At 64.8% G+C, this 24,779-nt stretch carries 26 protein-coding genes; 7 read left to right on the top strand and 19 right to left on the bottom strand.

The annotated features are described in order from the left end of the window. Positions 1 to 26: 26 nt before the first annotated feature. The 4 genes from B2P87_RS17195 to B2P87_RS17210 all read right to left on the bottom strand — a co-directional run bounded on the left by B2P87_RS17195 (position 27) and on the right by B2P87_RS17210 (position 4,679). Positions 27 to 1,769, bottom strand: a complete 1,743-nt coding sequence (locus tag B2P87_RS17195; protein WP_141889378.1) for a di-heme-cytochrome C peroxidase — start codon at positions 1,767 to 1,769, stop codon at positions 27 to 29. 97 nt (positions 1,770 to 1,866) lie between these two features. Further along, entirely contained in the window at positions 1,867 to 3,033 is a 1,167-nt protein-coding gene (locus B2P87_RS17200; RefSeq protein WP_141889377.1) for an alpha-hydroxy acid oxidase, read from the bottom strand. A gap of 251 nt (positions 3,034 to 3,284) precedes the next feature. Then, positions 3,285 to 4,076, bottom strand: a complete 792-nt coding sequence (gene trpA, locus B2P87_RS17205; RefSeq protein WP_141889376.1) for a tryptophan synthase subunit alpha — start codon at positions 4,074 to 4,076, stop codon at positions 3,285 to 3,287. 105 nt (positions 4,077 to 4,181) lie between these two features. After that, entirely contained in the window at positions 4,182 to 4,679 is a 498-nt protein-coding gene (locus tag B2P87_RS17210; protein ID WP_141889375.1) for an acyloxyacyl hydrolase, read from the bottom strand. A gap of 206 nt (positions 4,680 to 4,885) precedes the next feature. Between B2P87_RS17210 and ychF the strand changes: the two genes are divergently transcribed. The 3 genes from ychF (at position 4,886) to B2P87_RS17225 (ending at position 6,906) form a co-directional block, all read left to right on the top strand. Further along, positions 4,886 to 5,983 (top strand): redox-regulated ATPase YchF, encoded by a 1,098-nt coding sequence (gene ychF / locus B2P87_RS17215; protein ID WP_058286246.1) that lies wholly within the window; start codon positions 4,886 to 4,888, stop codon positions 5,981 to 5,983. Between the two features lie 174 nt (positions 5,984 to 6,157). Next, on the top strand, positions 6,158 to 6,535 hold the full coding sequence (locus B2P87_RS17220) for a DUF2237 family protein (RefSeq protein ID WP_058286245.1): 378 nt from the start codon (positions 6,158 to 6,160) through the stop codon (positions 6,533 to 6,535). A gap of 26 nt (positions 6,536 to 6,561) precedes the next feature. After that, positions 6,562 to 6,906, top strand: a complete 345-nt coding sequence (locus B2P87_RS17225; protein ID WP_141889374.1) for a lysozyme inhibitor LprI family protein — start codon at positions 6,562 to 6,564, stop codon at positions 6,904 to 6,906. A 69-nt stretch (positions 6,907 to 6,975) separates the two neighbouring features. Here B2P87_RS17225 and trpB read toward each other — a convergent pair whose 3' ends face one another. The 8 genes from trpB to B2P87_RS17265 all read right to left on the bottom strand — a co-directional run bounded on the left by trpB (position 6,976) and on the right by B2P87_RS17265 (position 14,996). After that, positions 6,976 to 8,235, bottom strand: coding sequence for a tryptophan synthase subunit beta (gene trpB / locus B2P87_RS17230; RefSeq protein WP_141889373.1), 1,260 nt, complete (start codon positions 8,233 to 8,235; stop codon positions 6,976 to 6,978). Positions 8,236 to 8,739: 504 nt separating this feature from the next. Continuing rightward, positions 8,740 to 9,384, bottom strand: a complete 645-nt coding sequence (locus B2P87_RS17235) for a phosphoribosylanthranilate isomerase (RefSeq protein WP_141889372.1) — start codon at positions 9,382 to 9,384, stop codon at positions 8,740 to 8,742. Between the two features lie 7 nt (positions 9,385 to 9,391). Beyond that, positions 9,392 to 9,742 carry a lipopolysaccharide assembly protein LapA domain-containing protein gene (locus tag B2P87_RS17240; protein WP_008555367.1) on the bottom strand — a complete coding sequence of 117 codons (351 nt, stop codon included), beginning with the start codon at positions 9,740 to 9,742 and terminating at the stop codon, positions 9,392 to 9,394. Next, positions 9,742 to 10,026, bottom strand: coding sequence for an integration host factor subunit beta (gene ihfB / locus B2P87_RS17245; RefSeq protein ID WP_008557618.1), 285 nt, complete (start codon positions 10,024 to 10,026; stop codon positions 9,742 to 9,744). The genes B2P87_RS17240 and ihfB overlap by 1 nt, the downstream gene beginning before the upstream one ends. A 244-nt stretch (positions 10,027 to 10,270) precedes the next feature. Further along, entirely contained in the window at positions 10,271 to 11,503 is a 1,233-nt protein-coding gene (locus B2P87_RS17250; RefSeq protein WP_141889371.1) for a 50S ribosomal protein L11 methyltransferase, read from the bottom strand. Between the two features lie 201 nt (positions 11,504 to 11,704). Next, positions 11,705 to 13,384, bottom strand: coding sequence for a 30S ribosomal protein S1 (rpsA, locus tag B2P87_RS17255; protein WP_141889370.1), 1,680 nt, complete (start codon positions 13,382 to 13,384; stop codon positions 11,705 to 11,707). A gap of 288 nt (positions 13,385 to 13,672) precedes the next feature. Beyond that, on the bottom strand, positions 13,673 to 14,107 hold the full coding sequence (locus B2P87_RS17260) for a hypothetical protein (protein ID WP_244270205.1): 435 nt from the start codon (positions 14,105 to 14,107) through the stop codon (positions 13,673 to 13,675). Positions 14,108 to 14,354: 247 nt separating this feature from the next. Continuing rightward, entirely contained in the window at positions 14,355 to 14,996 is a 642-nt protein-coding gene (locus tag B2P87_RS17265) for an NAD(P)H-dependent oxidoreductase (protein ID WP_141889369.1), read from the bottom strand. A 125-nt stretch (positions 14,997 to 15,121) separates the two neighbouring features. Here B2P87_RS17265 and B2P87_RS17270 point away from each other — a divergent pair, with 125 nt between their 5' ends. After that, positions 15,122 to 15,499 carry a winged helix-turn-helix transcriptional regulator gene (locus tag B2P87_RS17270; protein ID WP_141889368.1) on the top strand — a complete coding sequence of 126 codons (378 nt, stop codon included), beginning with the start codon at positions 15,122 to 15,124 and terminating at the stop codon, positions 15,497 to 15,499. 12 nt (positions 15,500 to 15,511) lie between these two features. Here the strand turns inward: B2P87_RS17270 and B2P87_RS17275 are convergent, their stop codons facing one another. From B2P87_RS17275 to B2P87_RS17300, 6 genes are all read right to left on the bottom strand, one after another. After that, positions 15,512 to 15,802, bottom strand: a complete 291-nt coding sequence (locus B2P87_RS17275) for a DUF6525 family protein (protein ID WP_141889367.1) — start codon at positions 15,800 to 15,802, stop codon at positions 15,512 to 15,514. After that, a complete protein-coding gene (locus B2P87_RS17280) occupies positions 15,795 to 16,997 on the bottom strand; it encodes a GTP-binding protein (RefSeq protein ID WP_141889366.1) in 1,203 nt (400 codons plus the stop codon). The genes B2P87_RS17275 and B2P87_RS17280 overlap by 8 nt, the downstream gene beginning before the upstream one ends. 217 nt (positions 16,998 to 17,214) lie before the next feature. Beyond that, positions 17,215 to 20,412: a 2Fe-2S iron-sulfur cluster-binding protein gene (locus B2P87_RS17285; protein ID WP_141889365.1), complete on the bottom strand. Its 3,198-nt coding sequence runs from the start codon at positions 20,410 to 20,412 to the stop codon at positions 17,215 to 17,217. A 17-nt stretch (positions 20,413 to 20,429) separates the two neighbouring features. Further along, on the bottom strand, positions 20,430 to 20,882 hold the full coding sequence (locus tag B2P87_RS17290; RefSeq protein ID WP_141889364.1) for a MarR family winged helix-turn-helix transcriptional regulator: 453 nt from the start codon (positions 20,880 to 20,882) through the stop codon (positions 20,430 to 20,432). Between the two features lie 334 nt (positions 20,883 to 21,216). Next, the gene (locus tag B2P87_RS17295) at positions 21,217 to 21,390 is read right to left on the bottom strand and encodes a DUF1328 domain-containing protein (RefSeq protein ID WP_008557019.1); all 174 of its coding nucleotides are present in this window, start codon (positions 21,388 to 21,390) and stop codon (positions 21,217 to 21,219) included. A 42-nt stretch (positions 21,391 to 21,432) separates the two neighbouring features. Then, positions 21,433 to 21,807 carry a hypothetical protein gene (locus tag B2P87_RS17300; RefSeq protein WP_244940766.1) on the bottom strand — a complete coding sequence of 125 codons (375 nt, stop codon included), beginning with the start codon at positions 21,805 to 21,807 and terminating at the stop codon, positions 21,433 to 21,435. Between the two features lie 127 nt (positions 21,808 to 21,934). On the opposite strand from B2P87_RS17300, the gene B2P87_RS17305 reads away from it, so the two are divergent. The 3 genes from B2P87_RS17305 (at position 21,935) to B2P87_RS17315 (ending at position 23,750) form a co-directional block, all read left to right on the top strand. Further along, positions 21,935 to 22,666, top strand: a complete 732-nt coding sequence (locus B2P87_RS17305) for a Crp/Fnr family transcriptional regulator (RefSeq protein WP_141889362.1) — start codon at positions 21,935 to 21,937, stop codon at positions 22,664 to 22,666. A gap of 287 nt (positions 22,667 to 22,953) precedes the next feature. Beyond that, positions 22,954 to 23,124, top strand: coding sequence for a DUF1328 domain-containing protein (locus B2P87_RS17310; protein ID WP_008556398.1), 171 nt, complete (start codon positions 22,954 to 22,956; stop codon positions 23,122 to 23,124). 128 nt (positions 23,125 to 23,252) lie between these two features. Then, entirely contained in the window at positions 23,253 to 23,750 is a 498-nt protein-coding gene (locus tag B2P87_RS17315) for a Dps family protein (RefSeq protein ID WP_141889361.1), read from the top strand. A gap of 181 nt (positions 23,751 to 23,931) precedes the next feature. On the opposite strand, the gene B2P87_RS17320 is transcribed toward B2P87_RS17315, so the two are convergent. Beyond that, positions 23,932 to 24,747 (bottom strand): response regulator, encoded by an 816-nt coding sequence (locus B2P87_RS17320; RefSeq protein ID WP_058286230.1) that lies wholly within the window; start codon positions 24,745 to 24,747, stop codon positions 23,932 to 23,934. Positions 24,748 to 24,779 lie beyond the last annotated feature (32 nt).

Below are 24,779 nucleotides of genomic sequence, written 5' to 3' on the forward strand. Positions count from 1 at the left end.
AGGGCTGCGGCCGCTTTTCGAGGGGCTCAGATCGACTTCAGATACTCCAGCAAGGCCGTTTTGTCCGCCGCGGACAGGCTGGTGCCGTAATCGTGGCCGCAGCGGCTGTTGCCCGAATCAAGCTGATCGCAGCCGGTGGTCTCGATCACCTGGTCAAAGGCGGTCTGCTCCGCCGCCATGCCCACCGCCTCGATATCGTAGTTCGGGCCGGGCTTGAAGGACGCCGGGCGGTCTGCGGGCGCGGTCAGCAGATCGCGCAGCGTCGGCACAGAACCGTTGTGCAGATAAGGCGCCGCGGCCCAGATCCCGTCCAGCACCCGGGCCTCGTATTTGCAGCCCGGCTCTGCCGCGGATTTGAGCATCCCTGCATTGTCGCCCGTCGGGAAGGCCTTGCGCAGGTCTTCGAACTCCGAGAGCGCATCGCGGTCGTCTTCGTTGCCCGGCGTCGCCTCTGCAGCCTTGGCGGTTGCCACAAAATCCTCACCGAAGGCCCCCAGCGAATGCTGCACGATGGCGCCGATCACCGACACCGCCAGCACGTCGAACGCCTTGGCCTCTGCGCCCAGCGTGGTGCCGGTCAGCGGGATCGACGCCCCCTCCAGCACGCCGGTCTTAACCGTGCGGGTCAGCACCCCGCATTCCCGCGTATCGGTGCCCGCATCCAGGATCGGCGTCTCCCAGGTGGTGTGGAAGATCGAGCGGAACTTGCCCTTCTTCTTGCCATGGCAGGCCACGCAGCCGCCCTCTGCCGCGGTCCGATTGAACACCGCCTCGCCCTGGGCGGCCAGATCATGGTCCAGCTCCCACGGCCACTGCGGCGCGCCGATGTCCCAGATCCATTCCTCCAGCGCCTTCAGCCCGCCCCAGTTGGCCGAGTTCTGCGAGATGTAGTCCCGGTTGAACAGCACCCCGGACTGCGGCTGCGGATGGAATTCGGCAAAGACGCCATAGACCTCGCCCAGGTTGCGCGACAGCCCCAGCAGATCGTTGCCGTTGGCGGAGAACCCCGGCCATTGGGTGAAGTCCTGCCGCGCCGCGTTCCACAGGAACGGGTAGCGGGTGGGCGCATCGGCCACCGCGATGTTTTCCGGAATCAGATGGTCGTCCGCCGGGTCGCCGAGATCCAGCCCCGCCAGCCGGTTGAAGATCATCGACACCGCATCCAGCCGCGCAGGCCCCCAGGCCGGGTCCGGCAGCGAGCGGCTGATCAGGGTGTGGAAGCGGTTGCTCCAGACCTCCACTTCTGCCTTCAGCGCGTTGCGTTCGGACACCGAAGCCCCGCTGCCCAGCACCTTGTCCGCAAAGGCGTCAAACGCCGCATCCTCTGCCAGCACGGCCAGCACCGCATCGTCCAGATCCTTCAGGAAGCTCTGGAAGTCGACGATGCCGGGGCCGCCGTCGATCCTGTAGGCGGTGCCGCTCACCTCAATCTGGCGGGTGTGGCAGGCGGAACAGGTCATGCCCACCGCCATATCCGCGCCGCTGCCATTGGTGGTGAACCCCGCGGGAAGGTCCGCCTCCTGCCGCCCGGTCATCGGCAGGTAGCCATAACGCGCCAGCGCATCGTGCAGGAATGTCCCGCCGCCGGGCAGGGTCAGCGCCCGCATCCAGCCAAGCGGCATGATGCGGGCGCCCTGGTCCTGGGTGTAGAACTGCTGGCGCAGGCTGGGCGTCCAATCGCTGCCCTGATTGACATAAACCGTCTGCGCCGCTGCCGGCGCGGCCATGGCTGCCGCGCCAATCGCGCAGGTTGCTATCAACGTCCTCATCAAATCCTCCGGATACAAAATTAACAACCCATGGTTGCGCTTCTGCGGGAGGCTTGGACAGGGAAATCTCCGTTCGTTTGTCTTTATTGTGCTGGCTTCACGGTTGCCAGCGGCCGCCAAAGTCCTCCGGGATCAGCAGGTTGTGGCGCCCCAGCCCCTCGACCGAGCGTTCGCCGCACAGTGCCATGGTGGTGTCCAGCTCCTTGCGGATCACTTCCAGCGCCGCGGTGACGCCCTTTTGGCCCATCGCGCCCAGGCCATAGACAAAGGCGCGCCCGATCATGGTGCCCTTGGCCCCCAGCGCCAGCGCCTTCAGCACGTCCTGGCCGGAGCGGATGCCGCTGTCCAGATGCACCTCGACGTCATTGCCGACCGCATCCATGATCTCCGGCAGCATCCGGATCGAGCTCAGCGCGCCGTCCAGCTGCCGCCCGCCGTGGTTGGAGACCACGATGGCATCGGCCCCCAGCTTGGCCGCCATGCGCGCGTCCTCGGCGTCGAGGATCCCCTTCAGGATCACCTTGCCGCCCCACATCTCCATCAGCTTTTCGACCTTGCCCCAGTCCAATGCCGGGTCGAACTGCTCCGCCGTCCAGGCGCCCAGCTGCGAGGTGTCGGAGACGCCGTGCACATGGCCCACGATATTGCCGAAGTTGCGCCGCTTGGCGCCCAGCATCTCGATACCCCAGGCCCATTTGGTCATCAGATTGGCAATGGTCCTGGGCGTCAGTTTGGGCGGCGCCGACAGTCCGTTCTTCAGATCCTTGTGGCGCTGGCCGAGGATCTGCAAATCCAGCGTGATCACCAGGGCGGAGCATCCGGCATCCTTGGCGCGCTGGATCAGGCGGCGGATATAGTCCTCGTCCTTCATGGTATAAAGCTGGAACCAAAACGGTTTGGAGGTCGCCTCCGCCACCTCCTCGATCGAGTTGATCGACATGGTTGAGAGCGTGAAGGGCACCCCGAAGTCTTCCGCTGCGCGGGCCGCCTTGATCTCGCCGTCGGCGTGCTGCATCCCCGTCAGCCCCACCGGGGCCAGCGCCACCGGCATCGCCACATCCTGGCCGATCATCCGGGTGGCGGTGGTCCGCCCGGACATATCCACCGCCACCCGCTGGCGCAGGCGGATCTTCTCGAAATCAGAGGTGTTCTCGCGGAAGGTCTGTTCGGTCCAGCTGCCGCTTTCGGCATAGTCATAGAACATCCGCGGCACGCGGCGTTCATAGATGCGCTTCAGGTCGTTGATATTGGTGATCACCGGCACCGGACTGTCTCCCGCTTTCGTTTGGTAAAGTTTTCTTACCAATCTGGACCAACAAAAGCAACGCCGCCTTTGCCGCACCCCTTGAGACGCAAAAACCACGCCAAAGGGCGCGGTTTCTTCAACTATTGGCGCATCTCGAATCTGGACCGCCCGGCGGCACCGCCGGGCAGCGCCCGACCCTCCCCACGGGAGGGCGCTTCGCACCCACCCAGGCTCGGGCGCTGCCCTAGGTGTCTTATTCGCCTGGCCCCTCAGCCCTTATGCGCGCCGTCCGCAAGCGACTTCACAAACGCCAGCACTTCCTCCGGGGACTTGCCTGCGCCGATCTGGCTGACGATGGCACTGCCCACCACCGCGCCGTCAGAGATCGAGGCGATGTTCTGCGCCTTCTCCGGCGTGTTGATGCCAAAGCCCACGATGATCGGAAGATCAGTGGCCGCCTTGATGCGCGCCACCTCGGGGCCGACGTCGCCGGCCTCGGCCTCAGCGGCGCCGGTGATGCCGGTGATCGAGACGTAATAGACAAAACCGGAGGTGTTCTGCAGCACCTTGGGCAGGCGCGCGTCGTCAGTGGTCGGGGTCGCCAGGCGGATGAAGTTCAGCCCCGCCTTCTGCGCCGGGATGCACAGCTCTTCGTCTTCTTCCGGCGGCAGGTCCACCACGATCAGCCCGTCGATGCCCGCGGCCTTGGCGTCCTCCAGGAACTTGTCCACGCCGCGGCTGTAAATCGGGTTGTAATAGCCCATCAGCACGATCGGGGTGGTGTCGTCGCCCTTGCGGAAGTCGGCTGCCAGCTGCAGCGTCTTTTCCAGCGTCATGCCGCCGTCCAGCGCCCGCTGCCCGGCCAGCTGAATGGTCGGCCCGTCCGCCATCGGATCGGTGAACGGCAGGCCCAGCTCGATGATGTCCACGCCCGCGCCCGGCAGCCCCTTCACCACCTCCAGAGAGGTGTCATAGTCCGGGTCGCCTGCCATCACATAGGTGACAAAGGCTTTCTTTCCGGCGGCGTTCAATTCGGCGAATTTGGCATCAATGCGGGTCATGGGCGGGCCTTGCTTTCAGGTTTCCGCTCCGGTGTGCCGAATGTTGCGCGGGAAATCAATCCCGCGCCGCGCGCCGGCCCGTGCGACCCGCAAGAAGGCCCCGGCTCAGCCGCCCAGCGGAATGTGCCAGCGCAGCGTCACCGAGTTCACGCCGGGGTTATCATCCGCGGTCGAGGCGTTGGATTTGTGGCTGAACGCCAGCGACACCGCCTTGCCGTTCTGGAACCGCTTGCCCACCGCCACCAGGGTGCGGATTTCAAAGGCAGAGCCAAGGTCGTTGGCATCGGAGCTTTCGTGGTAGGCGCCGGGCATCAAGCTGGACTCGATGAACCAGTCATTGTTCAGATCAAACACGCCGCTGATGCCGACGCCGGCAAACACGTCGCCGGTCTCCTGCACCTCCAGCGCGGCGCCGAAGCGCGCCGACAGCCGCCCGCGCTCGTGGAACGGCGCATGCAGGTAGTCCACTGCGAACATTGCGCCGTCTTCCGCCGCATCCCGGTGATAGTCGGAATACCCCAGCCCCAGCGTCACCTCCTGGGCGGCCGCGGGCAAGGCCATCGCAGCCGACAGTGCCGCCGCCAGCAAAGCTGTCTGTTTCATTTCGAGCCCCTCGCAGAATTATTTATTTTGCTTAAAGATATTTTATTGCAGTGGTTTTCCAAGCCACCTCACGAAAAAGCAATATGAGGGCCTGCTGTGCGGAGCCGCACAGAAGCCGATTGTGGCTCTTTTACCAGCCATACTCGGCTTGCGCGCCCGCCCAATGCTGCCTAGAAGCAGCTCCCAAATGGCATCAGGAGGCCGAAATGGGCTTTAAAATGGGAATCGTCGGCCTGCCCAACGTGGGCAAATCGACGCTGTTCAACGCGCTGACCAAAACCGCCTCGGCGCAGGCGGCCAACTTTCCGTTCTGCACCATCGAGCCCAACGTGGGCGAGGTTGCGGTGCCGGACGCACGGCTGGACAAGCTGGCGGAGATCGCCAAGTCGAAACAGATCATCCCGACCCGGATGACCTTTGTCGATATCGCGGGCCTGGTGAAGGGCGCGTCGAAGGGCGAGGGCCTGGGCAACCAGTTCCTGGCCAACATCCGCGAAACCGACGCGATTGCCCATGTGCTGCGCTGCTTTGAAGACGGCGACGTGACCCATGTGGACGGCCGCGTCGATCCGGTGGCCGACGCCGAAGTGATCGAGACCGAGCTGATGCTGGCCGATCTGGAAAGCATCGAAAAGCGCCGCGCCAACCTGGTGCGCAAGCTGAAGGGCAACGACAAGGAGGCCCAGCAGCAGGACCGGCTGCTGGCCGCCGCCCAGGCGATGCTGGAAGACGGCAAGCCCGCCCGCCTGGTCGAGGTCGACGCCGAGGATGCCAAGGCCTGGAAGATGCTGCAGCTCTTGACCACCAAGCCGGTGCTCTATGTCTGCAACGTGGGCGAGTCGGAATCGGTCGAGGGCAACGCCCATTCCGCCAAGGTGGCCGAGATGGCCGCGGCGCAGGGCAATGCCCATGTGATCATCTCTGCCCAGATCGAGGAAGAGATCAGCCAGCTGGACCCGGAAGAGGCCCAGATGTTCCTGGAGGAGATGGGCCTCAGCGAAGCCGGCCTCGACCGGCTGATCCGCGCAGGCTACGACCTTCTGCACCTGGAGACCTATTTCACCGTCGGCCCCAAGGAAGCGCGCGCCTGGACCATCCGCCAGGGCACTGCCGCGCCGCAGGCAGCGGGCGTTATCCACGGCGACTTCGAGAAGGGCTTTATCCGGGCCGAAACCATCGCCTATGACGACTTTGTCGCCATGGGCGGCGAACAGGGCGCCAAGGAAGCCGGCAAGATGCGCGCCGAAGGCAAAAGCTATGTCGTCAAGGACGGCGATGTGCTGCACTTCCTGTTCAACACCTGATCTGCAGCGTCCGCTGGACTGTCAGCCGCCCGTCAGCCCCGCTGGCGGGCGGTTTGCTTTTTGCACCCGCCTGCGGCAAGGCTGCAGAGGCGCGACCGCTGCCGCCGGAAATCTTGGGACCGGCGGCGCAAACGCGCTACAGTTACTTGTGCATGCAGCGAGGGCGGGTCATCCATGGAAAAAGAAGAGAGCATCAACGTACTGGGCAGCCCGCTGGCGCCTTGTTCCACTGCCCCGGTGACCGGCTTTTTCCGCGACGGCCATTGCAACACCTGCGCCGAGGATCACGGCAGCCACACCGTCTGCGTGGTGACCACGGCGGAGTTTCTGGCCTTCAGCAAATATGTCGGCAACGACCTGTCCACGCCGCGGCCGGAGTTCGGCTTTGCGGGCCTGCAGCCCGGCGACTGCTGGTGCCTGTGTGCCGCCCGCTTCCTGCAGGCCGCGGACGAGGGCTGCGCGCCCCAGGTGAATCTTGAGGCAACCCACATGCGGGCGCTGGACATCGTGCCGCTGAGCATTCTGAAAAGCTACGCCGCCGATCCGGCCTGATCCGCCCCCAGCGAAGGAGACTGCCCATGCTGCGCTTACTGGCCCTTCTCGCCGCACTCAGCCCCGCTGCGGCAACCGCCCAGCCCCATTGCAACGGCCAGACCCAGATCGACGCCAATTTCTGCGCGATGGAGAAATGGGAGATCGCCGACAGGGAGCTGAACCGGCTGTGGAGCCAGGTGAAGCCGGCCGCCGATGCCCGCGGCACCGGACAGGCGCTGCTGGCAGAGCAGCGCGCCTGGCTGAAACGGCGCGACGCCACTTGCGGGCCGGAGCAGGCCTCCGGCGGCAGCGCGGCACCGATGTTCTATTGGGATTGCATGGAGCAGGAGACCCTGCGGCGCAATCAGGTGCTGCGGGCACTGCAGTAGCCCGGCACAAGAAAGGCCCCGGAAATCCCGGGGCCTTTTGCGTGAGGCAGAGGCGGTAGGACGCCTGCCTTATTCCTCGAAGGTGCGCCCCTCTTCGGTGTCGGACATGTCAAAGCCCAGGTGCTTGGCGACGGTGAACACGTCCTTGTCGCCGCGGCCGCACATGTTCATCACGATGATGTGGTCCTCGGGCAGGTCCGGCGCGATCTTGGTGACATGGGCCAGCGCATGGGAGGGCTCCAGCGCCGGGATGATGCCTTCGGTGCGGCAGCTGAGCTGGAACGCCTCCAGCGCTTCCTTGTCGGTGATCGACACATACTGCGCGCGGCCGGTGTCATGCAGCCAGGAATGCTCCGGCCCGATGCCCGGGTAATCCAAGCCCGCGGAGATCGAGAAGCCTTCCTGGATCTGGCCGTCCTCGTCCTGCAGCAGATACGTGCGGTTGCCGTGCAGCACGCCGGGGCGGCCGCCCGTGAGGGAGGCGCAATGCTGCATCCGGTCATCGACGCCCTTGCCGCCGGCCTCAACCCCGATGATGTTCACCGAAGGGTCGTCCAGGAACGGGTAGAACAGGCCGATGGCGTTGGAGCCGCCGCCGATTGCGGCGATCACGGTGTCCGGCAGGCGGCCTTCGCCTTCCTGCTCGGCCAGCTGCCAGCGGACTTCCTTGCCGATGATCGACTGGAAATCGCGCACCATCGCCGGATAGGGGTGCGGGCCGGCCGCGGTGCCGATGCAATAGAAGGTGTCGCGCACATTGGTCACCCAGTCGCGCAGCGCGTCGTTCATCGCGTCCTTCAGGGTGCCGCGGCCAGAGGTCACCGGGATCACCTCGGCGCCCAGCAGGCGCATGCGGAACACGTTCGGCGCCTGGCGCTTCACGTCGTGCGCGCCCATATAGACGATGCACTTCAGCCCGAACTTGGCGCAGACGGTGGCGGTGGCCACCCCGTGCTGGCCCGCGCCGGTTTCGGCGATGATCCGCGTCTTGCCCATGCGCCGCGCCAGCAGGATCTGGCCCAGCACGTTGTTCACCTTATGCGCGCCGGTGTGGTTCAGCTCGTCGCGCTTCATATAGATCTTGGCGCCGCCCAGTTCGGCACTGAGGCGCTCGGCATGATACAGCGGGCTGGGACGTCCGACATAGTGTTTCCACAGATCGTCCATCTCGGCCCAGAAGGAGGGATCATCCTTGGCCTTGTTGTATTCTTCCTCAAGGCTCAGGATCAGCGGCATCAGGGTTTCCGAGACGAAACGCCCGCCGAAGATGCCAAAGCGGCCCTGTTCGTCCGGACCGTTCATGAAGCTGTTGAAAAGATCGTCGGCCATGGTTCTTCCCTCACTTTCGCAGCGCCCGCCATGACTATAGCGCAGCCGCGCCTTGGTAAAGGGAGATTGCGCAAGCGGGCGCATCCGGCCAGGGCCCCTGCCCTGCCGGTGTGTTCCTGTTCTGCTGTGCCGGCTGCCTGTCCTGAAGTGCGGACGGATAAGGATGGCGGCGCCGCCAAGGGGCGGAGGCGGGACGGGAGGGTTTCTCCCGCACGCTGAACGTTGTCTCTGCGTGCCCTTGCCAAAGGGCCCTGTTCCAAGGTGCCGGGGGTGTCAGGCCCGGCGGTGACCGCGATCAGGGGGCACTATGGCATCTGACGCCTAAAATCCGGTGAGGACGGCGTCCGCAGGGGGCGCAACACCCTGGACGGTGCGCTGCGGGGCAGCGGCGGCGCAGTGAGTATTTATGGAAAGATGAAAGCGCGGGCGCGGTGTTTCATCTTTCCCCAAATACTCAAAATCCGCCCCGGCAGCCTCCGCGCCGCCCGCGGCGGTGCGCAGCCCTCAGCCGCGGGCGGCCCGGGTGAAGGCTTCGATCAGGCCCGCATCTTTTTCGCCGGGGGCGCTTTCGACGCCGGAGGAGACATCGACCTGCCGGGCGCCGGTCATGCGGATCGCCTCGGCCACGTTTTCAGGCGTCAGGCCGCCGGCCAGCATCCAGGGTTTCTGCCAGTATTTGCGCCCGGCCAGCAGCCGCCAGTCAAAGGCAAGGCCGTTGCCGCCGGGCAGCTCTGCCTCCTTCGGCGGCTTGGCGTCGATCAGGAGCTGGTCCGCCACCTGTTCGTAAAGCGCGATCTGCGGCAGATCCGCGGCATCGGCAATGCCCACCGCCTTCATCACCGGCAGGCCGTAGCGGCTGCGCACTTCGGCCACCCGCTCCGGGGTTTCGCGCCCGTGAAGCTGCAGCATGTCGAGCGGCACGGCGCCGGTGATGGCGTCCAGTTCGGCGTCGCCGGCATTCACCGTCAGCGCCACCTTGCACAGGCCAACGGGCGCTTCGACCGCCAGCGCGGCGGCCTGTTCGATGCTGACGTTGCGGGGCGACTTCGCAAAGAAGACAAACCCGGCATAGGCAGCGCCCGCCGCGGCAACGGCGGCCACATCCTGCGGGGTGCTGAGCCCGCAGATCTTGACCCGGATGTCCGTCATGACCGGCTCAGCCTGCGTCTTCGAGGAGCGCCAGGACTTCGTCCTTGCCTTCGTTCTTCTGCTTTTTCAGCCGCTTCACTTCGCGGTTCAGCTTGCGGGCTTCGCGGGCCTTTTCGGCCGCTTCGCGGCGGTGCTTGTGCTCGCGGATCCATTCCCACAGGAAGCCAAGCACCAGCCCGGCGCCGACCCCGCCCAGAACCACAGCAAACAGCGGCAGCGAAATGCCCGGGTTGAAGCCGAACAGCTCACCCAGCGCCTCGGGCATCAGTTTGAGCTCAACAAAACTCCGGTTGGCAAGGCACACCGACACCAGCACGATGGCCAGAGATCCCAGAACCGCATAGCGAATGTAACGCATCAGGCTTTCCCGTTCAGGCGGTCCCTCAAGAGTTTACCCGTCTTGAAGAACGGCACATGTTTTTCCTCGACATGGACGGTTTCACCGGTGCGGGGATTGCGGCCGACCCGCGAGTCCCGCTTCTTGACCGAGAAGGCACCGAAACCGCGCAGCTCCACCCGGTCGCCCCGGGCCATCGCGTTGGTTACTTCCTCAAACACCGTGTTCACGATCCTCTCCACATCCCGCTGATACAGGTGCGGGTTTTCGTCTGCAATCTTCTGAATCAACTCAGAGCGGATCATGATCTGTTTTCCTCCCAGGATGCCGTGATGTTTTGGCTATTGTTCTGAGAGTATAGGAAAAATTCCTGGGCGGGGGAACAAAATGACGCATGCGGGACGGGAAAACCGGCAAGAGTTCACCCGCTTTCCAGCCCGCCGGGCCCGGATCGGGCGCCGCCGCCCGGCGCTGCATCGCGGCATCCGTGGTCCGGATGCCGCGGCGGTGCCGGTTGATTCGCGCCCCTCAGGCCGCCCGGCAGCGGCGCTAGTGGCAGGGCTGGCCCTGATGGCCGGCGCCCGCGGCGTCCGCAGGGCGCCAGGCCGCGGGGGGCGGGGCGGACCGGTCGCCGCCTTCCCGGAGCGGCGGGCGCAGGCGCCACGCCGGGTTCAGCCACACGGTGGCAGCCGCGGCCTCTCCGGCGGGGATAAGCGGGCCGTTTGCGGCGACGCTCAGATGCGAGGTGTCATGCTGCGCGGTGACCGCCAGGCGGTCCCCCGGCGCTGCGGCCTGCGCTTGGTCCAGCAGGAAGGCCGTGCGCCCCCAGTGCCCGCCGGAGTCCATTCCGTTTGCCACCCGGATGCCGGGCGCCAGCTGCATTTCGAAACTGACAAGGACCGCATGGACGGTGCCCGCGGCAGCACACATGAGGTCCGTTGCGGTGCGTGCGGGGGTCAGGTCCGGCCTGGTGAAATCAAACCGGAACAGCTCTGCCGCCGGGCCCAGAGGCCGCAGGCCGCAGGCCGCGAATTCGCCCGGCGTCAGCTGCGCAACGCGGGCAAAGCGGTGAAAGGCGCTCAGGTCGAAGCCTTCCGCCTCTTGCGGGCGCCACTGGTCCAGCAGGCCGCTGCTTTCCACGAGCTGCGCCTTCAGCGTTCCCCATTCCGGAACCGCACGCGCGTCTGGCTTGGCCAGCGCGGACATCGCATGGGTGAGCGTCGCAAGCGCACCCTCGCCCAGCAGGACGGTGTCGACGATTTCCGAGATCACAACGTCCGCCCGTTCGGGAATATCCGTGCCCACGGCGATGTCGTGCGACCATTTCGGGATCACGGTGATCCGGTCGCTGAGACCGTTGTCCGCGATGACACGGGTTGCGGCCTGGGCGATCAGCGGCTGCTGTTCGCAGGTGTAGACATGTTTCGCGCCGGCCCGTGCCGCCAGCATGGCCGTCAGGCCGGCACCGCAGCCGATATCCAGAACCACATCCCCCGGCCGCACCTTGGCGGCGATGGCCTCGGCGTAGGCGCGGTTGCGCGCGCTGTCGGCAAGCATCGGGAAATGCCAGCGGGGCACGAACATCTGGTGCAGCCGCTCCTGCAGCACCTGTGCCTCGTGGTGGCGGGGATCCAGCGTGAGGGCGTCGTCTAGGATCTGCGAGGTCCGCAGGCCGCCATCGTCCAGAGGTTCGGATTTTGCGCGCTGGACCAGTGTGTCCGCGTGCGGGGCGCCCGCGCCGTGAAAATCCTGCGCAGGGTCAGCCGAGTGTCTTTTCGTCAACTTTTAGTCTTCCCGATTTAAAGCAAATGCCATTGGTTTGCATATTCATCATGCGCCTCTAACAAATGATGAAGGGAAGGCCGGGGGCGGGGCGGCGGAGGCCGCGCCAAGGCCGTTTTGGCCGGGCCGCCAGGAGCCGGAACAGAAAAAGCCCCGCAGTCGCCTGCGGGGCTTTCCAGTTCAGAGCCGTGAGGCCGGGTCTTAGTCGCCCGACTTCAGTGCGGCGCCCAGGATGTCGCCCAGCGATGCGCCGGAATCCGAGGAGCCATACTGTTCCACTGCTTCTTTCTCTTCCGCGATCTCGCGCGCCTTGATGGACAGGCCCAGGCGGCGGGTCTTGGAATCGACGTTGGTGACGCGCACGTCGACCTTGTCGCCAACCGAGAAACGCTCGGGGCGCTGGTCGGCACGGTCGCGGGCCAGGTCGGAGCGGCGGATGAAGGACTTCATGCCTTCGTATTCCACTTCGATGCCGCCTTCTTCGATCGCGGTCACTTCGACGGTGATCACGGAGCCGCGCTTCACGCCGCCCACGGCTTCGGCGAACTTGTCGCCGCCCAGAGCTTTGATCGACAGCGAGATACGCTCTTTGTCGACGTCCACTTCGGAGACAACGGCCTGAACCACGTCGCCTTTGCGGTAGTTCTGGATCGCGTCTTCACCGCGCTCGTCCCAGGACAGGTCGGACAGGTGAACCATGCCGTCGATGTCGCCGTCGAGGCCAATGAACAGACCGAATTCGGTGATGTTCTTGACTTCGCCTTCGACCTGGGTGCCTTCCGGGTGAGTCTCGGCAAAGACTTCCCACGGGTTGCGCATGGTCTGCTTGAGGCCCAGGGACACGCGGCGCTTGGCACCGTCGATTTCCAGAACCATGACGTCGACTTCCTGAGAAGTGGAGACGATTTTGCCCGGGTGGACGTTTTTCTTGGTCCAGGACATTTCGGAGACGTGAACCAGACCTTCGACGCCCGGCTCCAGCTCAACAAATGCACCGTAATCGGTGATGTTGGTAACGCGGCCCTTGTGAACGGAGTTCAGCGGGTACTTGGCGCCAACCAGATCCCACGGATCTTCCTGCAGCTGCTTCATGCCCAGGGAGATGCGGTGGGTCTCTTTGTTGATCTTGATGACCTGAACCTTGACGGTTTCGCCGATCGACAGGATCTCGGAGGGGTGGTTCACACGGCGCCATGCCATGTCGGTGACGTGCAGCAGGCCGTCAACGCCGCCCAGGTCAACAAACGCACCGTATTCGGTGATGTTCTTGACGACACCGTCCACTGCCTGGCCTTCGGACAGGTTGCCGATGACTTCGGCGCGCTGCTCGGCGCGGGACTCTTCGAGGATCGCACGGCGCGAAACCACGATGTTGCCGCGGCGGCGGTCCATCTTCAGGATCTGGAACGGCTGCTTCAGACCCATCAGCGGGCCGGCGTCGCGCACGGGGCGGACGTCAACCTGCGAGCCGGGCAGGAAGGCAACAGCGCCGCCCAGGTCGACAGTGAAGCCGCCCTTGACGCGGCCGAAGATCGCGCCTTCGACGCGCTGATCATCTGCGTATGCTTTTTCCAGGCGGTCCCAGGCTTCTTCGCGGCGGGCCATCTCGCGGGAGATGACAGCTTCGCCACGGGCGTTTTCTGCCGAGCGCAGGAAGACTTCCACTTCGTCGCCGACAGCGATTTCAGCAGCTTCGCCGGGGTTTGCGAATTCTTTCAGATCAACGCGGCCTTCCATCTTGTAGCCGACGTCGATGATGGCCTGGCCGGCTTCGATTGCCAGCACTTTGCCTTTGACAACCGAACCTTCGTCCGGGGTGTCCATTTCGAAGCTTTCGTTCAGGAGGGCTTCGAATTCCTCCATCGATGCGTTTTGAGCCATGAGGTCTCAGGTTTCCTTTACTAACGGTTTTCTGGCCGGGCGGTTGTCTCCGCCGGTCTTGGTTAGCCCTACAGAACGTGGTCCGGAGCACATCTGATCAAACAAACACAAAGGGCCGAGGTGTTCCTCAGCCCTGCTCAGATGTGCCACCCGGACGTTGGCCGCCCTTGTATTGACAGCGCGCGTATAGGCGGATTCCCGGGGTTGCGCAAGGGAAAAGCCCTTTTGGGCAAGGCGGAGACGGCATTTGTGCAGCCCCTGCCCAGCCGTTCGGGCGCCGGGGCCGCTTCAGGCCCGGTCCGGGCGCCGGTATTCCTGCTCCAGCAGCACGACGCCCGTCATCACATAGTCGACCGACGCGCCCTCTCCCCGCAGGGGGAGCATGATTTCGGTGGAGCTGCGGTATTCCGGCAGCGGGCCGACATAGGGCAGCGAGACCAGCAGCGGCCGGGGGTTGGCGGCCACTTCGGCAAAGCAGGTCCAGATCATGGAGCCGGGGCCAAAGCCCGGGCGTTCAGACAGGCGGGTGCCGGCGACTTTGGTGCTTAGGGTATTAATGATCTTGCTGCGCACATAAAGCGCTTTGAAATCAGACAGTTCGCCACTCCCGGTCCGCTCGATTTCAAAGACCGCCAGGATATTGGTCGTCGTGCTGACATACGGCAGGCTCAGTTCGGCGAGCCGCGGGAATGCGCCCGCCTCCGAGGCGTTCTGCCAAAGCATAAGAACGGGTTTCAAAGCGGGATCCAGATCACTCGCAGAAAAATCAGCGGTAAACATGGAAACTGGCACCCCTTGCAATACTAACTGACAGCCCCAAGCCCAGCGGATATGCCGGAGGCCGAAAGGGTGCCTGCAGCCTAGTATAAAGCAGATGGAATGCATGAATAGTCTCCGCAGGCGAATTTTACCTGCGGAGAAACCGGCAGCGGGCGCGGCAAAGGCCGCCCGCCGCCGGGGATCAGCCCTCTCAGGCGATTTCGGTCACGATGGTGTCGCGGGACTTGCGGACCTTCTTCATCGGCAAGAGCCAGTCGCCGTCCTCCTGGCGGTAGCCCAGCGGCAGCAGAAGGACAGAGCGCAGGCCCTTGTCCTTGAGGCCGAGGATTTCGTCGATCTTCTCGGGCGAGAAACCTTCCATCGGGGTGCTGTCCACCTCAAGCTCGGCGGCGGCGGCCAGGGCAAAGCCCAGCGCGATATAGGCCTGGCGGGCGGCGTGGTCGTGGTTGGTGCTTTCTTCGCGCGGCAGGTAGGTCGCCTTGAGGTTCGCGTAATACTGGTTCAGCATCGGAACCTCGCCGCGCTCCTCGGTCATCTGGCGGGTCACCGCGTCGATGCGGTCTTCGGAGTAGTTGTCCCAGGCGGCAAAGACCAGCAGGTGCGAGCCGTCGGTGATCTGCGCCTGGTCCCAGGCGTGCGGGCGGATCTTGGCGCGGATCTCAGGATTGGTGATCACGAACACCTCAAACGGCTGGGTGCCCGACGAGGTCGGCGCCATGCGGATCGCCTCGATGATCTGGTCGATCTTCTCCTGCGGAACCGCCTTGGAGGGGTCCATCTTCTTGGTGGCGTAACGCCAGTTCAGCTTCTCGATCAGGGTGCTCTTGCTCATGGGTCCGGTCCTTTCGGTGGCCTTGCGGGAAGGGTGGTATAAATTTGTAACCGGCTATATAAGCGGTACCGGAAGGGGCACAAGAAGGCACAATTTTTAGCCCCGGTCACACGGAAGGAACCACCATGGCAGAAGGGCAATGCCCGGAGTGCGGGCGCATCAACGAGGTGCTGTCGCGGGTCGGCGACCGCTGGAGCGTGCTGATCGTGATCTCGCTGGCGCAGTACGGGGTGCTGCGGTTCAATGAGCTGAAGCGGCATCTGGGGATTTCCCAGCGGATGCTGAGCCTGACCCTGCGCGAGCTGGAACGCGACGGGCTGGTCAGCCGCACCTATCACCCGACGATCCCGCCCAAGGTGGAATACGCGCTGACGCCCCTGGGCGAGTCGTTCCGCGAGCCGGTCCGGGCGCTGGGACTGTGGGCGCTGGAGCATCTGCCGGTGATTGATGCCGCGCGGGCGGAGTTTGACGCCGCTGCGGAGGCGGAGAAGAAAACCGCCTGAGGCGGCAGGCCGCTATGCCGGCTTGCCCCGCCGCTGCGCCCGGACCGCCCAGACGCGGGCGTCCCGTTCCAGCATCGCCTGTTCGGCGGCATCCAGCCGGGCGGCTGCAGCAGCGGGATCGCGGCTGCCGCCCGCTTTGGTCCAGATCCTGAACGCGGAGGCCGGGCTCCAGGGCAGGCAGGCCGCAGCGAGCCACTGCCGCAGGGGCGGCGGCAGCGCGTCGTAGGCCTGCATCGGATTCCCCGCCCGGCGCCGCCGTTTCAGGCGCGACTTCAGGTTGCGGCCCGCCCCGCGGTCAGCCATTGCGCCGCCAGCCCGGAAACGGGTCGTCCAGGGAGGCCCAGGCCGGGTCGAAGCCGCCTGCGCTGCCGGGCATCAGGCAAGCATCCAGCCGTGCAGTAATCGCAGCCTTGTCCAGGCCTGCGCCAATGAACACCAGCTCCTGCCGCCGGTCGCCCCAGGTCTCATCCCAGTTCTGCAGGATTTCGCGCCGGGCCTCGGGATGGGCAGGCCAGCGCTCGCTTGGCACCGCGGCCCACCACAGCCCCAGCGGGCGGACCGAGGAGACCGCCCCGGCCAGCGAGAACTCCGCGGCCCACTCGGGGCGGGTTGCCAGCCAGAAATGCCCCTTGGCCCGAATCACGCCGGGCAGATCGCCGTTCAGCGCGGCGTGGATTCTGGCGGGATCAAAGGGCCGCCGGGCGCGGTAGACAAAGGAAGAGATGCCGTATTCTTCCGTCTCGGGCACGTGGTGTTCGAAGCCATAAAGCTCCTTGGCCCAGAGCGGATGCTCATGCGCGCGATCGAAATCGAAGCGGCCGGTGCCGAAGATCCGGTCTCCGTCCACTGCGGAGTAATCCGCAGGGATCACCTCCGCATCCGGGTTCAGCGCCCTGATCACGGCCATGGCTGCGGCGGTCTGGTCCGGACCTGCATCCGACACCTTGTTCAGGATGATCACGTCGGCGAATTCAATCTGATCGGTCAGCAGGCTGACCAGGGTCCGGCCGTCCTCCTCGCCCAGGCTTTCGCCGCGGTCGCTGAGGAAGTCATGACTGGCGAAGTCGCGCAGCAGGTTCACCGCATCGACCACGGTGACCATTGTATCGAGCCGGGCAACGTCCGACAGGCTGGCGCCTTCGGCATCGCGGAACCCGAAGGTCGCCGCCACCGGCAAGGGTTCGGCTATGCCGGTGCTTTCGATCAGCAGGTAGTCGAACCGCCCCTCCCCCGCCAGCCGGCGCACCTCTTGCAGAAGATCGTCGCGCAGGGTGCAGCAGATGCAGCCGTTGGTCATCTCCACCAGCTTTTCGTCCTGGCGCGACAGCTCCGCCCCGCTGCGCACCAGGGCGGCGTCGATGTTCACCTCGCTCATGTCATTCACGATCACCGCAACCCGGCGGCCCGCGCGATTGTTCAGAACGTGGTTCAGGAGCGTGGTTTTTCCGGCCCCGAGAAACCCGGAGAGCACTGTCACCGGCAGTCTGTCATCCCTCATGTTCGAATCCTATTATGTTATATCGTAACACCTAATGTGCGCAGACCTATCAGCTTCGGAAGCGGCCTGCAATTGCCGCAAGCGTCCGGCGGCCGCCAGTCCGCGGACGGCCGCGTATTCAAACGCCCCCGCCCGCCGCGCGGGCAAAAGTTTTCAGCAAAACTTTTGACAATTTTCTTTTCAAGAAAATTGCGCCGCCCGCTCTACGGTCTGCCGCCTAGAGGTCGATTTCCAGCACCCCGTCCGGCGCCTGCGCGCGGGACTGGCAGAGGATGATGGCGTCCTCGCGCTGCTTGTTCGACAGCACGAAGTCGCGGTGCTCGGCGTCGCCGGAAATCAGCCCGCATTTGCACACGCCGCAGATGCCGTCGGAGCATTTCACGTTCACATGGATGCCGTTCTCGGCCAGCGCCTCGGTGGCGGTTTTCTCCGGCGGCACCGCGATTTCGCGGCCCGATTTCGCCAGCCGGAGGGTGAAGGGATGGTTTTCGTATTCCGGCTGCTCCGGGACCGAGAAATATTCCATGTGGCGGGCCTCCTCGGGGAAGCCATTGGCCGCTGCCGCGTCCAGCACCGCCTGCATGTAGGCCGCCGGACCGCAGGTGTAGACGTGGCTGCCGGGGGCATAGTGCAGCACGTCAGACAGGTCCGCACGGGTGCCCTGGTCAGAGAAATGCAGATGCACCTTGTCTGCCCAGGGGACATGTTTCAGGTCTTCCAGAAACCCGGCATTTGCCATTTTTGAACAGGAGTAGCGGAATTCAAAGTCCCGGCCCAGCGTGTGCAGGCGGTGGGCCATGCCGATCATCGGCGTCACCCCGATGCCGCCGCCCATCAGGTAGGATTTGGCGGCGTCCTCCACCAGCGGGAAGTGGTTGATGGGTTTGGAGATGAACACCATCCGGCCTTCCTCGAAGATCCGGTGCATAAGGCGGGAGCCGCCGCGGCCTGCGTCCTCGCGCAGCACCGCGATCTGGTATTTTGAACGGTCCGCCGGGTCGCCCGACAGCGAGTACTGGCGGAAAAACTCAGGTGCGACCACCACGTCGATATGGGCGCCTGCGGTGGCTTGGGGCAGCGGGGAGCCGTCCGGCAGGGAAAACTCATATTTGGTGACGGCGTCCGTCATGTGTTCGGCCTTCGTCAGCCGAACCCGCATCACCGGCGCGTCGCCCTGAGCGGCGGTATAGACATGCTCGGGCGGCAGGCCCGCGGCGCGGCGGCGCTTGTGCTCATCGGCGGGGATCATGGCCTGATAGGCGGCAATCCCGGCCTCCCGGTCCATCGGTGCAGGCCAGGCGTAGGGCGGTGGCGCCAGCGGTGCGGGGTAGACGGCCAGGGTCTGATCCTCAAACTTCAGGTCCAGATCCTTGGAGAGCTTGCGGGCGTTGACCGGATGCTGCGAGGGCGCATAAGGCCCCTCTTCCACCATCTCCAGGTCCCACCACCATTTCTTGGCCGGGTTGACCTCGCCATTGCCCAGTGCGTCGTCGAGTCTTGCCAAGAGCGGCGCGCTGCCCGGCACATTCATCGCGGCCCAGCGGAACGGTGCCTCGGCAAACAGCCCTTCAAGGTTCCAGGGGCAGGTCTTCATGCAGCGGCCGCACATGGCGCCGCCGGGCACTGTGACGCGGTAGGTGGTGCATTTCTGGCTGTCGGATTTCCAGATCTCGTAGCCGTTGAACATCAGCTTGGGCCCGGCGGTGATGGCGCCGGAGGGGCATTCGCGGGCGCATTTGTTGCAAGCCTCGCAAAACCGCTGCAGGCCGAAATCGACCGGCTTGTCGTGGGTCATCGGCAGGCTGGTGGTGACCGCGCCGGATTTCAGGCGGGGGCCGAGGAAGGGGTTCAGGATCACCTCGCCAATGCGGGAGACCTCACCCAAACCAGAGAGCAGCAAGAGCGGAGGTTGCAGCACCTCGCCGTCCATCACCGAATGCACCCGCGCACTATAGCCCAGGTTGCGGATTTGCTGGGCGATCACCCCGCCCAGGAGCGAGAACCGCAGGTAGGCGCGCATCGACTGGGCACAGGCAATCCAGTCGTCGCCGGAGGCGCCCTCCATCGTTTCGTGACCCTGGTCGATGATGATGCTGATGGCGTTTTCGTGGTAGGGGGCCAGGGGCTCGCCCGCGGCATCGTGGGAGTAATAGGCCCAGTCCGGGCAACGTGAGATGCCCACCGCGTCGCAGCCGAGAAAATAGGCCGCGGTCTTGATATTTGCGGCGTTGCGGGCGGCATCGGCAGCGCTGGAATCGATGTTCGGCGCGGCGTTGCCGTCCTGCAGCAGCACGAAGGCCGCGAGCGAGGAGCGGAAAGCGAAGGCGGAGGAGGATTTGCGGACGTAATTGCCGTTCTTCGCCGCCTCCTGCGGGCCTTTGCCGAGGTCGCCGAACAGGGCGCGGGCGAACATGTCGGCGCGCTTCGGGACGCGCGCGACGTTCACCTCGTCGATGTAGGTGGTGGGATCGTCCACCCGTTTCAGGGTCTCGAACGGGTGCGGGCCGTCCATGAAGCGGCGCTTGGCGTATGGGTCGCGGGCGGCGGCGCTTTTGGCGTGGGCGCCAAGGCCCAGCCGGTACGCAAGGCCCGGTGCCTGGCCCGGCACCAGCGGCAGATCGGCGGCCAGTTCCAGCGTGGTGGTGACGGCCGCGATGCCGAAGCGGGTGCCGAGAAACGGATTGGTGAGGACGCCGTTTTCAAACGTGGCCAGCCCGGCCTGCACAGCCAGCTTGCCCAGATGCACATCCGTGGCGGCGCCGGTGTGGGCACGCGCCTCCCGCCCCAGGAGGCGGAGGTAATTGGCCAGCGTCACCCCGGTTTCCGCCGCCCGCAGGCAGGCGCGCTGGTCCTGCGCGTCCGCCAGCCATTCCGTGCCCTCCTCGCCTGTTTCGGGGTCGCGGGGGAACTCGTAGACGTAGACCAGCGCATGGGTGTGGTGGCGGCAATCCGCGTGCGGGGCTTGCATCGCCTCCCGCAGGTTCGCCATCACCACGTCTATGCCGGAGGCAAAGGTTTTGGTCTGTTTGCTGCGCAGGGTCTCCGCCAGCGCCGCCACATCCGGGTTTGCCAGCGGTGTGTCGAGCCAGGCAACGGAGGGCACGGCGCAGACACCCGCCAGCGAGGCATCGCAGAAGTACCCGAAAGCTTTCAGGTGATCGCTGCGCTCCTGCGAGCAGGCAGGAATGCCTGCGCGCTCCTTTTTCACCAGCCCGTCGCGGGTGGCGTCCAGTATCGCCTGATAATCGCGCATTGCGTTAACGAGGGACAGCGGCGCATCGGGGCGGCGGAAGCTGACCTGGGTCAGCGGCGGCAGTGCCTCCGCCTCAGCAGGGTCCGCCTGCCGCGCCAGGGTTTCCATCGGGTAAGGCCCAAGATGCACTGGCCGGTTGCGGTAGGAAAACAGTTTGCCCATGGCTGGCCCCCGGTGAATTACAGCTTGGCGACGATGCGCGGCTCGTCCGCAAGCAGCTTGGCGGCAGCGGTGCGCAGCTGGGCCAGTTCCTGCCCGGTGAGCTTAGCCTCGAAATAAGCTGCGTTTTCCTGCGCGATGGGCAGCACCTCTGCCAGCGCGGTGCGGCCGCCCGGCGTCAGCCGGACCTGGATCTTCCGGCCATCCTGCGCGCCGCCGCTGCGGGTGATGAGGCCGCGCTCCTCCATCTGCCGGAGCGTGCGCGAGGCCGCGGTGCGGTCGATGCCGATGAAGCTTGCGATTTCTGACGGGGCAGTGAGTTGCTCCCGCCCCGCGGCCAGCAGCACGCACCACATCACCCGGGTCAGACCGAATTCCGCGATCCGCTGTTCAAAGCGGCGCTCGATCACCCGGGCCAGCATGGTCACTTGATAGCCCAGGGAGCGGTGGAGATGAAATGGATCGTCAGGCATGATGGTTGGCAATGTCAACTAATTGATTGACGATGTCAACTATATGGCCGGATGCCGGGCTTTCCTGCTGAAGCTGCGTGGCTCGGGCTGCTGCAGCGGCTGGCGGCGCAGCTAAGACCGAGTCAAGTTCCTGAAGCCTGAAATTGATTTTGCCTGAACCGGACATAGGATGGCGGGCGGTCCTGGCCGCTTGTCAGCGGCGCAAGACCAGCCCGCACGCGCCCCCCGGCACGCACACCCTATGCCCGGCAGGCAGCCCCCCACCCCCACCCGGGCAAGCACGGTCTTCCCGCGGCGGGGCCTTGACCGTGCGGGCAGGCCGCTTCGCCATTCGTTAAACCGGCGGTTTGCCCTTCATTGCCCGGGCAATCATCGCGATGACGAACAGCACCAGGAAGATGAAGAACAGAATTTTGGCAATACCCGCGGAGGCGCCGGCGATGCCGCCGAACCCAAGCAGGGCCGCGATCAGAGCGATAACCAGAAATGTAAGCGCCCAACCAAGCATATCATTACTCCTTTTCAGCAACGCTGCTTCAGGCAGCATCCGCTAAACCAACCCGGCAACGCGGTTTTTGTTCCCTGCCCCGGGTTTCAGAAGCGCCAGCTGGGCCCGGATCATCTGGGTGGACACAGGCCGGGCAAGCACCGGCCACCGCAGGCAAGGCGAGTGCGAGTCCAGCTCGTTTTCGGCGGTGTTTCCCAACAGAACCAGGCGGCCGCCGCGGTCCTGCACCGCACTGTCGAAGTGAAGCCGGGTCACCTGCTCGGACCCCGCCTCGATAAAGGCGACGGCCACCTGCCGGTACCGCGACAGCGCCGTCAGCGCAGAATCATGCCCCTTCTGAATGCTGAGTTCGGCGGCCGGGTCGAAATCCAGAATGGCATCGCAAATATCACATGTTACCAGATAGTTCCGGGACATGATCAGATAAACCTGTGAGCAGCCTGGAGATAGCATTTCCATTGCACCAGCCTCCCTGTCTGCATAGAGTGTGTAGTTATTCCACACCCGGCGCATTAAACTGCGACATAGCTGTTAGGGGAGCGCCATGTCTTCGACTGCCTGCCGCCAATGCCCATTGCGTAAACGGGCCATCTTCACGCCGATGTCGCGTGAGGAGCTGCAGTTTACCCAGCAGTTCAAAACCGGCGAACTGGTGGTGGATGCGGGCACGACAATCCTTCTGGAAGGCTCCAACAGCCCGCAGCTGTATACGGTTCTGAAAGGAATGGGCACGCGCTACACCACCTTGGAGAACGGCCGCCGGCAGGTGATCAACTTTCTTTTTCCAGGCGATTTCGCCGGGCTGCAGGCCGGGCTGATGGGGGAAATGAAGCATTCGATCGAGGCCACCACCGCGATGACGCTGTGCGTGTTCCGGCGCACCGCGTTGTTTGAGCTGTACGAGCATCAGCCGCACCGGGCCTACGATCTGACTTGGATTTCCGCGGTCGAGGAGCATTTTCTGGGCGAGACCATCGCCTCGCTCGGCCAGCGCGACGCTGCGCAGCGGATTGCCTGGGCGCTGGTGCGGATCTACGAGCGGCTGAAGGCCGTGGGGATGGAGGCAAACGGCGCGGTGCCGCTGCCGTTCAAGCAGCAGGATCTGGCGGATGCGCTGGGGCTGTCGCTGGTCCACACCAACAAGATGCTGAAGACGCTGCGGGACAAGAAGCTGGTGCATTGGCAAAACGGCCAGCTGAAGATCAGCAATCTGCCGGCCCTGGCCACCGTGGCGATGATAGATCTTGCCGCGCCCGAACCGCGGCCGCTGATCTGACGCCGCAGCAGCACCCGGCCCGGCGGCCCGGGGATTTTCCAGACTGATCAAACTTCACATGCGCACGGTCCCGGCCGGAGGCGTGCAGCCGGCCTGTCCGGCCCGCCCGGCCGGTCCAGACTGTGCGCGTGCCTGCGGGCGGGAACGGGCCCGCAGCGCCATCCCGCACCCCAAACCTCAGGCTTAGGCGGTAGACCGGATGCGTTGAAAAACTGCAGCACCGGCACTGGAACCTTTCGCCGGCTGGCGGGTTGGGCTGGTACAAATCGCAACTGAAAGGACACGGCATGCTGTACTGGGCGCTCGTCTTCCTCGCCGTTGCAATTATTGCCGGCATCTTCGGGTTTGGCGGCATCGCTTCGGCCTCCGCCGGGATCGCACAGATCCTGTTCTTTATATTCCTGGTGCTGTTCGCAGTGGCGCTGATCATACGGCTGCTGCGCGGCTCCTCCCGCTGACGGCCGGGGCCGGCGGCGGCCGCTTCTGGCCGCCGCATGCTCACCAGCCTGCAGACCGGGCACCGCACTGATTGCCGCGTGGTTCGTGTTGAACCGCCGCAATCCTGACAGAGATGAAGGAGTACTTTATGACTGACGCACTTGCAGCCACCCCGAGCCCTGACACCGTCGAAACCGGTGTCCGCGACACTGGCCCGATCGCCAGCGGCCTGGCCGATGTGCTGGCGGACACTTACCGCCTTGTTTTCAAGACCCACGCCTATCACTGGAACGTGGAAGGCCCGGCCTTTTACTCAATGCACAAGCTCACTGAAGAGCAGTACGAGAACATGTTCGCTGCCGCCGATACGCTGGCTGAACGCATCCGCGCGCTGGGGCATCTGGCACCGTCGCGGATGGACGAGATTCTGAACCGCTCCAAAATCAAAGACGCCACCGGCGAACTGTCCGCCGGCGGGATGGCGCAAGACCTGGCCGCCAGCCACGAGCGGATCGCCCACCGGCTGCACGCGCTGGCCGAACTGGCGAGCAGCCGCCGCGATATCGTGACCGAAGATCTGGCCACCGCGCGCTCTGCCTTCCATGAGCAGGCCGCCTGGATGCTGCGGGCCCTCGCCAAGTCCTGACACCGGAACCGGTTTTGCCTTCCTGCCACCCTCCCGTCCTGCAGGAAGGCAGCAAGCCCCGCCCCGTTCTCCTCCCCGGGGCGGGGCCATTAACAACAGGCCGCCGCCGAGGGCCGGGCACAAAGAAGCCCGGACCGCAAAAGCGGCCCGGCCTGCCAGCCTCCCGCCCTGCCGGGCAGTGTCAGCTTTTCAGGGTCTCGGTGGAGGAGAAGAACATCGCTTGGCTCACCGCCGAGCGCACCTGTTCCTCGGTATAGGGTTTCGAGATCAGGAAGGCAGGTTCGGGCCCCTCGCCGGTCAGCAGGCGTTCCGGGAAAGCGGTGATGAAGATCACCGGGCAATCGCCGTGCTTGGCCAGGATGCCGTTGACAGCGTCGATGCCGCTGGAATTGTCCGCCAGCTGGATATCCGACAGGATCAGATCGGCGCTTTCCTTGGCGGCCAGGTCCAGCGCGCTGGCTTCGGTGCGGGCGATGCCGGTCACCTGATGGCCCATCTCTGTCACGATCGCCTCGAGGTCCATGGCAATGACGGCTTCGTCCTCGATAATCATGATCTTGCCCGCTGTGGCGCGCGACATCTCCTCGTATGCGATCGAGATCAGCTCTGATGCTTCGCTTTCAGCCACCCCCATGATGGTGCCTGTTTCGGCTGCGCTGAACTCCTCGATCGTGTGCAGCAGCAGCGCCTCGCGGGTGTTCGGTGTCAGCCGCCGCAGATGTTTCTGCGCCTTGGCGGCCAGGCCGTCATCGCTATCCTCGTCTGCCGACGGTGCGCCGGAGGAGGACCAGATCGCATGGAAGACACGAAACAGCGCCACTTTTGGAGACAGGACGCTGTCGTAATCGGCGTCACCGGCCAGGATCGCCTCCAGCGAAGCCAGTGCATATTGGTCGCCGCTGTTCTGGCTGCCAGTCAGCGCACGGGCATAGCGGCGCAGATAGGGCAAGTTTGCACCAATCTGGCTGGCGATCTGTTCTCCCGATTGAGCGGTCATTTTGTGATGTCCTTTTTTGCAATACACATGGA

The sequence above is a fragment of the Leisingera sp. UBA4491 genome (assembly GCF_002388965.1).
Classification (GTDB): Bacteria; Pseudomonadota; Alphaproteobacteria; order Rhodobacterales; family Rhodobacteraceae; genus Leisingera; species Leisingera aquaemixtae.

Coding starts and splice junctions, on each gene's coding strand:
- B2P87_RS17195 (WP_141889378.1), bottom strand. CDS start 1,769: ATGAGGACGTTGATAGCAACCTGCGCGATTGGCGCGGCAGCCATGGCC.
- trpA (WP_141889376.1), bottom strand. CDS start 4,076: ATGACCCGCATTGATGCCAAATTCGCCGAATTGAACGCCGCCGGAAAG.
- B2P87_RS17210 (WP_141889375.1), bottom strand. CDS start 4,679: ATGAAACAGACAGCTTTGCTGGCGGCGGCACTGTCGGCTGCGATGGCC.
- ychF (WP_058286246.1), top strand. CDS start 4,886: ATGGGCTTTAAAATGGGAATCGTCGGCCTGCCCAACGTGGGCAAATCG.
- B2P87_RS17220 (WP_058286245.1), top strand. CDS start 6,158: ATGGAAAAAGAAGAGAGCATCAACGTACTGGGCAGCCCGCTGGCGCCT.
- B2P87_RS17225 (WP_141889374.1), top strand. CDS start 6,562: ATGCTGCGCTTACTGGCCCTTCTCGCCGCACTCAGCCCCGCTGCGGCA.
- trpB (WP_141889373.1), bottom strand. CDS start 8,235: ATGGCCGACGATCTTTTCAACAGCTTCATGAACGGTCCGGACGAACAG.
- B2P87_RS17235 (WP_141889372.1), bottom strand. CDS start 9,384: ATGACGGACATCCGGGTCAAGATCTGCGGGCTCAGCACCCCGCAGGAT.
- B2P87_RS17240 (WP_008555367.1), bottom strand. CDS start 9,742: ATGCGTTACATTCGCTATGCGGTTCTGGGATCTCTGGCCATCGTGCTG.
- ihfB (WP_008557618.1), bottom strand. CDS start 10,026: ATGATCCGCTCTGAGTTGATTCAGAAGATTGCAGACGAAAACCCGCAC.
- rpsA (WP_141889370.1), bottom strand. CDS start 13,384: ATGGCTCAAAACGCATCGATGGAGGAATTCGAAGCCCTCCTGAACGAA.
- B2P87_RS17260 (WP_244270205.1), bottom strand. CDS start 14,107: ATGCTTTGGCAGAACGCCTCGGAGGCGGGCGCATTCCCGCGGCTCGCC.
- B2P87_RS17265 (WP_141889369.1), bottom strand. CDS start 14,996: ATGAGCAAGAGCACCCTGATCGAGAAGCTGAACTGGCGTTACGCCACC.
- B2P87_RS17270 (WP_141889368.1), top strand. CDS start 15,122: ATGGCAGAAGGGCAATGCCCGGAGTGCGGGCGCATCAACGAGGTGCTG.
- B2P87_RS17275 (WP_141889367.1), bottom strand. CDS start 15,802: ATGGCTGACCGCGGGGCGGGCCGCAACCTGAAGTCGCGCCTGAAACGG.
- B2P87_RS17280 (WP_141889366.1), bottom strand. CDS start 16,997: ATGAGGGATGACAGACTGCCGGTGACAGTGCTCTCCGGGTTTCTCGGG.
- B2P87_RS17285 (WP_141889365.1), bottom strand. CDS start 20,412: ATGGGCAAACTGTTTTCCTACCGCAACCGGCCAGTGCATCTTGGGCCT.
- B2P87_RS17290 (WP_141889364.1), bottom strand. CDS start 20,882: ATGCCTGACGATCCATTTCATCTCCACCGCTCCCTGGGCTATCAAGTG.
- B2P87_RS17295 (WP_008557019.1), bottom strand. CDS start 21,390: ATGCTTGGTTGGGCGCTTACATTTCTGGTTATCGCTCTGATCGCGGCC.
- B2P87_RS17300 (WP_244940766.1), bottom strand. CDS start 21,807: ATGTCCCGGAACTATCTGGTAACATGTGATATTTGCGATGCCATTCTG.
- B2P87_RS17305 (WP_141889362.1), top strand. CDS start 21,935: ATGTCTTCGACTGCCTGCCGCCAATGCCCATTGCGTAAACGGGCCATC.
- B2P87_RS17310 (WP_008556398.1), top strand. CDS start 22,954: ATGCTGTACTGGGCGCTCGTCTTCCTCGCCGTTGCAATTATTGCCGGC.
- B2P87_RS17315 (WP_141889361.1), top strand. CDS start 23,253: ATGACTGACGCACTTGCAGCCACCCCGAGCCCTGACACCGTCGAAACC.
- B2P87_RS17320 (WP_058286230.1), bottom strand. CDS start 24,747: ATGACCGCTCAATCGGGAGAACAGATCGCCAGCCAGATTGGTGCAAAC.